Source organism: Binatus sp. (SeqCode) (assembly GCF_035272065.1).
Taxonomy (GTDB): Bacteria; Desulfobacterota; Binatia; order Binatales; family Binataceae; genus Binatus.
Genome location: NZ_DATEQZ010000010.1, coordinates 1 through 8,391 on the forward strand (window position 1 = coordinate 1; position 8,391 = coordinate 8,391).

The 8,391-nt window shown below is 60.6% G+C and carries 11 protein-coding genes; 4 read left to right on the forward strand and 7 right to left on the reverse strand.

What is annotated here, in order from left to right:
- The coding region (gene amrS / locus VJX68_RS01435; protein WP_324093856.1) for an AmmeMemoRadiSam system radical SAM enzyme at positions 1 to 670 on the forward strand (670 nt) is incomplete at its 5' end.
- A 1,019-nt stretch (positions 671 to 1,689) separates the two neighbouring features.
- Here amrS and VJX68_RS01440 read toward each other — a convergent pair.
- Positions 1,690 to 2,049 carry an LLM class flavin-dependent oxidoreductase gene (locus VJX68_RS01440; protein ID WP_324093857.1) on the reverse strand — a complete coding sequence of 120 codons (360 nt, stop codon included), beginning with the start codon at positions 2,047 to 2,049 and terminating at the stop codon, positions 1,690 to 1,692.
- A 480-nt stretch (positions 2,050 to 2,529) separates the two neighbouring features.
- Positions 2,530 to 2,799: an MOSC N-terminal beta barrel domain-containing protein gene (locus VJX68_RS19045; RefSeq protein ID WP_349255877.1), complete on the reverse strand. Its 270-nt coding sequence runs from the start codon at positions 2,797 to 2,799 to the stop codon at positions 2,530 to 2,532.
- Between the two features lie 567 nt (positions 2,800 to 3,366).
- Here VJX68_RS19045 and VJX68_RS01445 point away from each other — a divergent pair.
- Positions 3,367 to 4,602 carry an FAD-dependent oxidoreductase gene (locus tag VJX68_RS01445; protein WP_324093858.1) on the forward strand — a complete coding sequence of 412 codons (1,236 nt, stop codon included), beginning with the start codon at positions 3,367 to 3,369 and terminating at the stop codon, positions 4,600 to 4,602.
- A gap of 117 nt (positions 4,603 to 4,719) precedes the next feature.
- Here the strand turns inward: VJX68_RS01445 and VJX68_RS01450 are convergent, their stop codons facing one another.
- From VJX68_RS01450 to VJX68_RS01465, 4 genes are all read right to left on the reverse strand, one after another.
- Complete coding sequence (locus VJX68_RS01450; RefSeq protein ID WP_324093859.1) at positions 4,720 to 4,914, reverse strand: hypothetical protein; 195 nt, start codon at positions 4,912 to 4,914, stop codon at positions 4,720 to 4,722.
- 123 nt (positions 4,915 to 5,037) lie between these two features.
- Positions 5,038 to 5,283 carry a sigma factor-like helix-turn-helix DNA-binding protein gene (locus tag VJX68_RS01455; RefSeq protein WP_324093860.1) on the reverse strand — a complete coding sequence of 82 codons (246 nt, stop codon included), beginning with the start codon at positions 5,281 to 5,283 and terminating at the stop codon, positions 5,038 to 5,040.
- Between the two features lie 550 nt (positions 5,284 to 5,833).
- The gene (locus VJX68_RS01460) at positions 5,834 to 6,064 is read right to left on the reverse strand and encodes a KH domain-containing protein (RefSeq protein WP_324093861.1); all 231 of its coding nucleotides are present in this window, start codon (positions 6,062 to 6,064) and stop codon (positions 5,834 to 5,836) included.
- A gap of 103 nt (positions 6,065 to 6,167) precedes the next feature.
- The gene (locus VJX68_RS01465; RefSeq protein WP_324093862.1) at positions 6,168 to 6,623 is read right to left on the reverse strand and encodes a hypothetical protein; all 456 of its coding nucleotides are present in this window, start codon (positions 6,621 to 6,623) and stop codon (positions 6,168 to 6,170) included.
- A 32-nt stretch (positions 6,624 to 6,655) separates the two neighbouring features.
- On the opposite strand from VJX68_RS01465, the gene VJX68_RS01470 reads away from it, so the two are divergent.
- Together VJX68_RS01470 and VJX68_RS01475 are read left to right on the forward strand one after the other, a co-directional pair.
- On the forward strand, positions 6,656 to 7,171 hold the full coding sequence (locus tag VJX68_RS01470; RefSeq protein WP_324093864.1) for a sulfatase-like hydrolase/transferase: 516 nt from the start codon (positions 6,656 to 6,658) through the stop codon (positions 7,169 to 7,171).
- Positions 7,172 to 7,700: 529 nt separating this feature from the next.
- Entirely contained in the window at positions 7,701 to 7,877 is a 177-nt protein-coding gene (locus VJX68_RS01475; RefSeq protein ID WP_324093865.1) for a hypothetical protein, read from the forward strand.
- Between the two features lie 196 nt (positions 7,878 to 8,073).
- On the opposite strand, the gene VJX68_RS01480 is transcribed toward VJX68_RS01475, so the two are convergent.
- The coding region (locus VJX68_RS01480) for an FGGY-family carbohydrate kinase (RefSeq protein ID WP_324093866.1) at positions 8,074 to 8,391 on the reverse strand (318 nt) is incomplete at its 5' end.

The window sequence follows — 8,391 nt, forward strand, 5'->3', positions numbered from 1 at the left end:
ATACGCGATCGACGTCGCCGAAGCTTGTCGCGCGCGGGGCGTCAAAACGGTCGCCGTCTCCGCCGGCTACATGTGCGATGCGCCGCGACGAGAGTTCTATCGCCACATCGATGCCGCCAACATCGACCTCAAGGGCTTCACCGAAGCCTTCTACAAGAAGCTCTGCACCGGCTCGCTCAGCGCTGTGCTCGATACGCTCGCCTACCTGAAGCACGAGACCAAGGTCTGGCTCGAGATCACGACGCTCTTGATCCCAGGCGAGAACGACTCGCATGCCGAAATCGAGGGGCTGAGCGCCTGGGTTTTCGAGTATCTCGGTCCTGACGTGCCGCTCCATTTCACGGCCTTTCATCCCGACTGGAAGATGCTCGGCCGGACGCCGACCCCGGCGGCGACGCTCACGGCGGCGCGGAGCATTGCCAGTGGCGTGCGCATCCGCCATGTATACACCGGCAACATTCACGACGAGGCAACGCAGAGCACCTATTGCCACGCTTGCGGGTCGCGCGTGATCGGTCGGGACTGGCACGAGATCACGTCCTGGAACCTGACCCGCGACGGCCGCTGCAAGAGCTGCGGTGCCGCTTGCGCCGGCGTCTTCGACGACCCGCCGGGCAGCTGGGGCCGGCGTCGGCGGCCTCTGCTGATCGGAGCGGGCGCTTCGAGGTGAGGCCCAATGCCGCCTCGCCGCAGTCTTCCTTCTTCCGCGCTCACGAGTGTCGCTCTCGAGAATCGCGGCCATCGTGCTAACCGCGCCGTTCCACCCGACCTCCGGCGCGCGTGCTCGATGAACTCGGCGAAGCGATCGAGCGGCCGGGGTCGATGCCGGCTTCGCCGCGGCTGCCAACTGCCGAGCTTCAGCCAGCGCTTGACCGTCTTGCGATCCACCAGCCTGATTGTACGCGCCTGTCGCCATGTTGATGCTCACTCGCATCGGGATCGCGAGTCCGAGTGTCGCGCGAAGGGCTGCGCCTGTGTTCGGGCAGACTGAGTGTTGAGCCGCGAGAACTAGACGGCTTCAGCTATCAGAGAACGACGCCAGCGGGACCCATCCAGCTCCGTCTACCATTCTAGTACTTGCCCGCGTGCACAACTCGATCTGCCGAACGTGGCGGGCGGCACCGTCAACCTTCTCGGCGATCAGCGTCGCGCGCTCCAGGCATCGGGGCTTTTTGCATCTCGAAAACGTACTTGCACCGATGGATGCGGAGAGTCCTGGGCTCGGGATCGAAGTCGGGTTGCAACATGGGCCGGTACCTATCGGCGCGATGTCTTCGCGATCCGACTTGCGGCCGACAAGAGCCATGGGTTTCAGCGCGTGCAGTCGCAACATCGCTTGCCTGTCAACCCTCTCGGCGCGTGCGAGGTCGAGGATGATTGGATCGCGCAACCCAGGGAACTGCGCCGCTTTGCGGGCCTCCTGGATGGTCTCTGCGCATCTCCGAATTGCAGATATCGGATCTTGCCGTTCGGCGCGAATGTTTTATCGAAGACGATGAAGGCCATTCGGCCTTAATTTGAGCACAGGCGAGGGCGCGACGCTTGCCAACGGGAACCGTTGTCAGGGTTATTTCGGCGGACTCTCGACCTCATTGAGCATGAGACGATGGGATCTCCCGCGCGTCCTCTTCATCCGTCAAAAAGGTTCAATCCAATGTATAGGCGCAGTCTCCGTCAGGGTGTGCGAAATTACCGTTGGCGTCCGTAACTACTACCCCGTCTTTGATACCACAGGTTGAGCCTGCCACCACTTACTTGATCGAGCGTCGCGGCCATCTTCGCTGTGAGACATGGATTGCGGTAGGTGTTGCCGTTGACCAGCGCGCCGATACGCGCACGCTTGGTGTTCTGGCCGAGCGCGCTCAGAACAGTCCAGCTTTCCATGCAAGGGCCGGTCGGGTCGGGTACGAAGATCGGATAGAAGTGGTCGAACGCCAAGAGCGAGTCGTAGCCCCAGCTATCGGCCTTGCCCCAGAAGGTGCGCAATTGCTCCAATTCGATGTTCTGCTGTCCGGTCTGCACTCCAAAGCGAATCGGATGCTTGTCCACGCGGTTTCCTCCCTGATGGCTCTCGATTCCATCGTGGTCGCGTACGATTGTAGCATTTCGCGAAAGCTATGCGCTGAGTTCCTCGAAGCAGGGCGCGCGGCCTTTGCGCGCGATCGCGGACTTCGATGAGGCGTGGATGTATATCCGTCGAAACGCGCCAGGCGATCGCGAGCGCGCTCGGTCCCGTCTCGACGCTGCGATGGCTCAGTTCAAATCGATCGGAATGTCCGGATGGCTCCGCCGCGCGGAAATTCTGCTTGGTGCGAATTGATCGCGGACGACATTTGTCTGGTCCACGTCCTGCCTGCACGCCCACCGGCGGTGCTGGCAGAAGGGGAGAGGAAGATCCACTCTGTACGTGCGCGTTGGCAATACGACTAGGGCGTTGAGCCTGAAGGAAGCCTTAGCCTATACGAGCGACCGCTTCGGAAATTCCAGTTTCCCTTGGAGCTGGCGCAAACCCTTTCTCACCAGAGAAGGTCAGATTCGCCCGTCGCCACCTGATCTATGCTCGATCTTCTTTGTCGAGAAGCGAGCCGGTGCCCCATTGCGCATCGTCCGCGAAAAGAGCGCTCGCCAAGCCATCGCACTCTTGCCGTCAGAAGTGTCTCGCAGCGCATACGCCCGATCCCCCAGCAGTCCACGTTGCTTGACCTCGGTTTCGCTCAACCGCTCGCCGATCATGGACTTAACCGGGTAGCGCCACAGCTCTTCAGCGGCCCCAAGCGACGTCTGTTCGAAATTTAGCATGGTCCGATCCCTCAACGTCCGGTGCTTTCGACCGAAGCCCAGATCTTAACTCCCGCGTCTTTGATTCTCTCGACAAACGACGACCGTCTGGTCAGGAAGCTTTTGCCTTCCTTTCCGCCCAGCGCTTTTTCATCGCTTGGGACAGCCTCTTCCTGCCTGCGGGTGTCAGCCGCCCTCGTCTCTTTGGCACCGCAGTCTTACGGGACAAACTCTTCGCCCGCCGTTCTGCCCAGCGTCGTTTCATCGCCAGTGACAAGCGGCGTCGCCCTTCCGGGGTAATACTGCCCTTCCTCTTACGCGCGGCTCTTCGAGCAGGGCCTTTGCCACTCACGCCTGCGCCTTCGAGCAGGGCAGCTATAGCCTGACCAATCTTCTCTCCCTCGCGCTTCAATTCCGAGATGATTTTGTCTAGGTCCATATGGTTCTCCTTGATTGAGCGGTGATAACAGTATCCTGTCACCGCGAAAGAACTTCAAGAGCCGCCGCACCTATGCGCTGAGGTAGGTCGTGATGATTGCGCGTGGGCGCGCTTGTGCGTCGCTGTCGGCGGTCGGATAGTAGTCGGCGATGGCGAGGCTCTCGCAGGTGGCTATCGTCGGCGCAGGTCCCGCAGGAGCTGCGCTCGCGTATCTTCTTGCGCGGCGCAATATCGACGTGACGCTGCTGGAGCGTCAGACCGACTTTGCGCGCGAGTTTCGCGGCGAAGCACTCCAGCCCAGCGGGGTCGATGCGTTCGCCCAGATGGGGCTCGGCCCGCAACTCGCCGCTCTACCTCAGACGCGGCTCAGTGCGGTGGAGTTCTATCGGGGCGCCACGCGCCTCGGCCGGTTTGAATTCGCCTCGGGATTCGGTGACTTCGGTCCGCATGTCGTGTCGCAGCCCGCGATGCTTGAAATGCTGGTAGGCGAGGCCAGCCACTACTCGAATTTCAAACTCCGTCGCGGGGTCACCGTGCGTGATCTAGTCCTCGACACTGGCCGGGTCACGGGCGTAGTAGCCGACTCGACAAGTGGGCCGATCGAGATCCGCGCAGATCTGGTGATCGGTGCCGATGGCCGAGCTTCCGTAATTCGCAAACGGGCTGGACTGCATGAGGAACGGTCTCCGCAGGCGTTCGACGTCGTGTGGGGCAAAGTGCCGCTGCCCGATTTCATGTCGGACCGAACCACGGCGCGCGCCTACGTCGGCGGCAGCAGCGGCAACTCTCATCTGATGCTTTGTTTTCCATCGTATGACGACAGGCTCCAGTTTGCGTGGATGATCGAGAAAGGAAGTTTCGGCGAATTACGCCAGCGCGGTATCGAGCAATGGATCGAAGAGATGGCGGCGCATGTGTCCAGCGACCTCGCGGCGCACTTGCGGGCAAATCGGGATGATGTGACGCACCCGTTCCTGCTCGATGTCGTCTGCGACCGGCTAACCAAATGGAGTGCCCCGGGGCTGCTTCTTCTTGGCGACGCAAGCCATCCGATGTCGCCGGTGGGCGGCCAGGGAATCAATATCGCGCTGCGCGACGCGCTGGTAGCCGCCAACCATCTCTGCTCACCCCTTGCCAGCGGAGCATCAGCAGCGGAACTGGATGCAGCGACCGCCCGGATCGAAGCCGAACGCACACCTGAGGTAAGGGCGGTGCAACGTATGCAACAGTTCGGACCGCGGCTCCTTTTCTCCAACACTTTCAGGCGCATCATCTTGAGTCCGCCGGTTCTTTGGCTGTTGCGGCGCGCGCCGATCTCGAAGATGGTCGGGCGAACCGTGAGACCATTTGCTCATGGTGTCACGTTGGTGCGGCTAGCTGAGTGAACTCGTGCCTGGTGGACTCTGGGGGTCGGAACGTTACGGCGACCGATCACTTGTGGCTCCTCCTAACGTTATCCCCAGGAGATGGCTAGGAAATCGCCAACTGCTTTTCCACGACGGCTAGGGGGCTTCCAAGTCAATCCGGACGCCGTCCTTGAACGACGCAATGATCCGGCCATAAGCAGCAACGCTGACCCGCTCGACACCGGGCACCTTGCTCATGTTCGCCGCGGTCTCTTCGACGTCGTGCCACTTGCGCGGCATAGCACAGAGGGTGATCTTGCCGGACTTGGTTCTCACATATGCCGTGAACACTTTTGTTTGCTCCGCAATGTGGGGAGCGCACGCGGGTCAGCGGCACGCGGTTGCGCCGTCGTGTTCCCTTCGCTACAGCAACCGCGCAGGAGGGTTTGCGGGCACGTCGCCGCGCGCAAGGTCTTAGGTTGGTCCAGTTTGTCTAAATCGCCCGAGAAACTTATCCTCTACTGTGCGGACTTCAGCCTCCGAGATTCCGAGAACCCGGGCGACTTCTTTTACTGCATAATCTTCACTATCGATGCCGAAGCGCATTCTGACGATTCGTTGTTCCTGCGAGGGCAACGCGGCCAAGAGTTGTCTGGCTTCGTCTTCTCGATGATTCACATCCGGCAAAGTAGATTTCCTCGCGTTGAGCTGCCGCTTCATCGATCAACTCTTCCTGTGACCACAACTCGTCGCTCGCGCCAAGGGCCACCGAAAACCGATAGATACGCGCCAAATCGGGCCGGTAGTGTGTCAGTTTGAATACTTTGGCGGGTACTGGCCCAAAGCAACCATCTTCTTAAATTCTTTCGCGCACGTTTCGTGGACACCGCAGATTATTTTCGCGGTGTCCGGCGGTTCTTCTTTGAAATTAACACTCGACAAGCACGGTCTTCAACCTCGAAGTAAATGACCTGATCGGTCTCTAAGACTTTACGATGGCAGACTAGACAGCTTAGAGGGCTTTCCCCCCATGGGATTTTTTCAACTGACCCACTAACCATTGGCCCTATCGCTATTCATAATTCGATCGGCGCCAGAAAATGTGGCGGCGCCTCGAGAGGTCTGAGAACGAGATACGTAAGCAACGCGAGTGCTGAGCGGCGATACGAGCTGCCCGGCCCGGAACGCGATGTCGTATCCATGGCTCTTTTGTCTAAGCAAAGTCCCAAGAAGCTCCACCACGCCGCTGCGCTCGCCAGGCGTTCGGCGATCATTCTACGATTTCAAGAGTAACCTTGCAGTTGTTCCGCGCTGCGACCGCGTTGAGGATGATGCGAATCGACTTCGCGGTACGGCCCTGCTTGCCTATTACCCTGCCCAAGTCTTCCTTCGCCACGCGCAATTCAAGCAGGGTGACTGCTTCGCCCCGTGTCTCCGTGACCTCGACCGCTTCAGGGTTGTTAACCAGCTGCTGCGCCAAAAATCGAACTAGCTCCTTCATGGCTGGCTCCGTTGCAGAAGTCGAAGGGGAAGTTTTTACAAGCCGCCATGACCGAGCCTAGTCTTAACCACGTCTTATAGATACGCGCCAAAATTAGGACAGTTCATCTTGCACTTATCTCAATGTCGCGCTTGAGAAACTCGCCGTGGATCCGGGGCGCACCCCACGCGAAGCGGCCGCCTTCGGTCTCGTGAATGAGCTGGCGCAGGGCAAGGCCCTGGAACGGGCGATGGAAGTGGCGGGTCAGCTCGCGAGCCAGTCTCCGCGCGCTATGGCCCACCTCAAGCGCCTTGCGCGATCGGCGACGCAGACGCCGCTGGCCGAGGGTCTCAAGGTCGAGGGCAACCTCTTTATGGATCTGATGACGACCGACTGGGCGAACTTGAACGCGGTTGAGCGTGACCTGCGCGTGATGCGCCCGCATCGGCCACGGCGCGCGAAATTCAGGGCGCGCCGTGTAGAGCAAAAGGAGCGGCGCCGTCGCGCCCTGCTCGACCAGAATCTGGGTAAGCTCCATCGTCGATGGATCGACCCAGTGCAGGTCTTCCAGCACAATCACTGTCGGTTGCGCCCTGGCTGCACCGAACGTCCATGCCGCGAGCGCCGCCAGCAGCCGCTTGCGCTGCTGCTCAGGCGAGAGCAGCAGCGGCTCCGGGCGTCAAGCCGTGCACGCAGCTATCGGAAAAAGAACGCCTGTTCGCCGCGCGGCTGCAGGAGGCGTTCGCGGCGATGCTGGATCATACCGACTCGCAGATTGGGCGCCTCGTTGCATTTCTCAAAGAGCTCGGCCTGCTCGATGACACGCTTTTCATCCTGATGTCCGACAACGGCGCCAGCCAGGAGGGCGGCCCGACCGGCGTGCTCGACGAGATGCGCTACTTCAACGGCATGCGCGAGGACCTCGACGCGGCGGTCGCACGGCTGGACGACATCGGCGGACCGAATAGCCACTGCAATATTCCGTGGGGATGGGCGCAGGCGGGTAACACGCCCTTGAAGTGGTACAAACAGAATACTCACGGCGGCGGTGTGAGAGACCCGTTGATAATTCACTGCCCGCGAAGCTGGGAAGCTCGAAAGGGTGCCGTCGCCGATCTCGCCAATTAATCGGCCGTTGAACTGCGGCAGCACCGCCCGCAAGTACGCGCGATGCTCGCGCACCGCACGCAAGCCCTCGCGTTCGTCGCGGCCCATGATCGCGGTGTAGCCGACGATATCGCTGAACATGATCGCCGCCAGCTCGCGGGTAGGATTTGTCGTCAGGGTATCGGACGGAACTGTCACCGACCCTCCCCTCGATAAGCTCGAAACAGAGACGGCCCGGATTCTACTCCGGCGCCTGCCACAGCGCGAAGCCGGTTCGGGTGCCAGTCCTCAGGTTGCGGTTCTCCGAAGGCCGAGCAACCAACGAGCGACCGACAAATGGCGGCGGTGCAGCCCTTCACTCTGGCAGAGCACTCGCGGTCAAGGCGGCCGAAAATGAGCCGAATTTCCGTTTTGAAACTCGATTCATACTCGCGCCGTCATCGAACATTCGCGACAGCTGCGCCGTGAGCCGCCTCGACGACGCTGCGTAAACTCCGCATCGCGACCCCTCTGGCCCCATTCGCACGGCAAGGGGTCGGCATTTCTGCCGGTGATCGATTTGCTCCATGGCTACTTCCGGATCAGCGCCGACGATGAACCGCGTATTCGACGCGAGAAGGTGAACGGCAGGGTACTGACCCTGGATCGCACGCTCGAAGATACAGTTCCCTACCTCTTTGCGTTGCTTGGAATCATCGAAGGTGGTCCATTCTGGCCCTTCCAGTAGCTTCGCCACGGCGAGGCTGAGCATGGGTCCGACAAACCGTACCCTAAATTTCTGGATGTTCATGGCGAATCCGAAATCTCAAGGCCGCGAGTTTGTTCGCGGCGATATTCGGGATTGCCCCCTCAATCCGGCTTCTTAAAGATCGACTACCTAGGGAACGACAAAGTTAAGAGGCACCGGCTTCTTTCGTTCCAGTCTAGGATTGCAGCTTTGCAGCCCGCTGCTCGACAAAGCGAGCGAGCTTTTGGTTCCAGCTCGAAAGCGCTGGCCAGAGTTCTCCGTATATCTCGCCCAGTTCCGCGTAGGCCGCCTTCTCCTTCGGCCTCGGTTCGAAGGTCCGAACGATATGGCCGGCCATGGCGGCCGATGTCTCGGCAAAGCTCTGGAACCAGCCGCATCCCGTGGCGGCCGCCATTGCCGCGCCGAGAGAGGAAGCCTCCTTGCTCGTCGAGCGATGGACGGGAACGCCCGTGGCATCGGCCAGGATCTGCATCCACAGATCCGATGCCGTGCC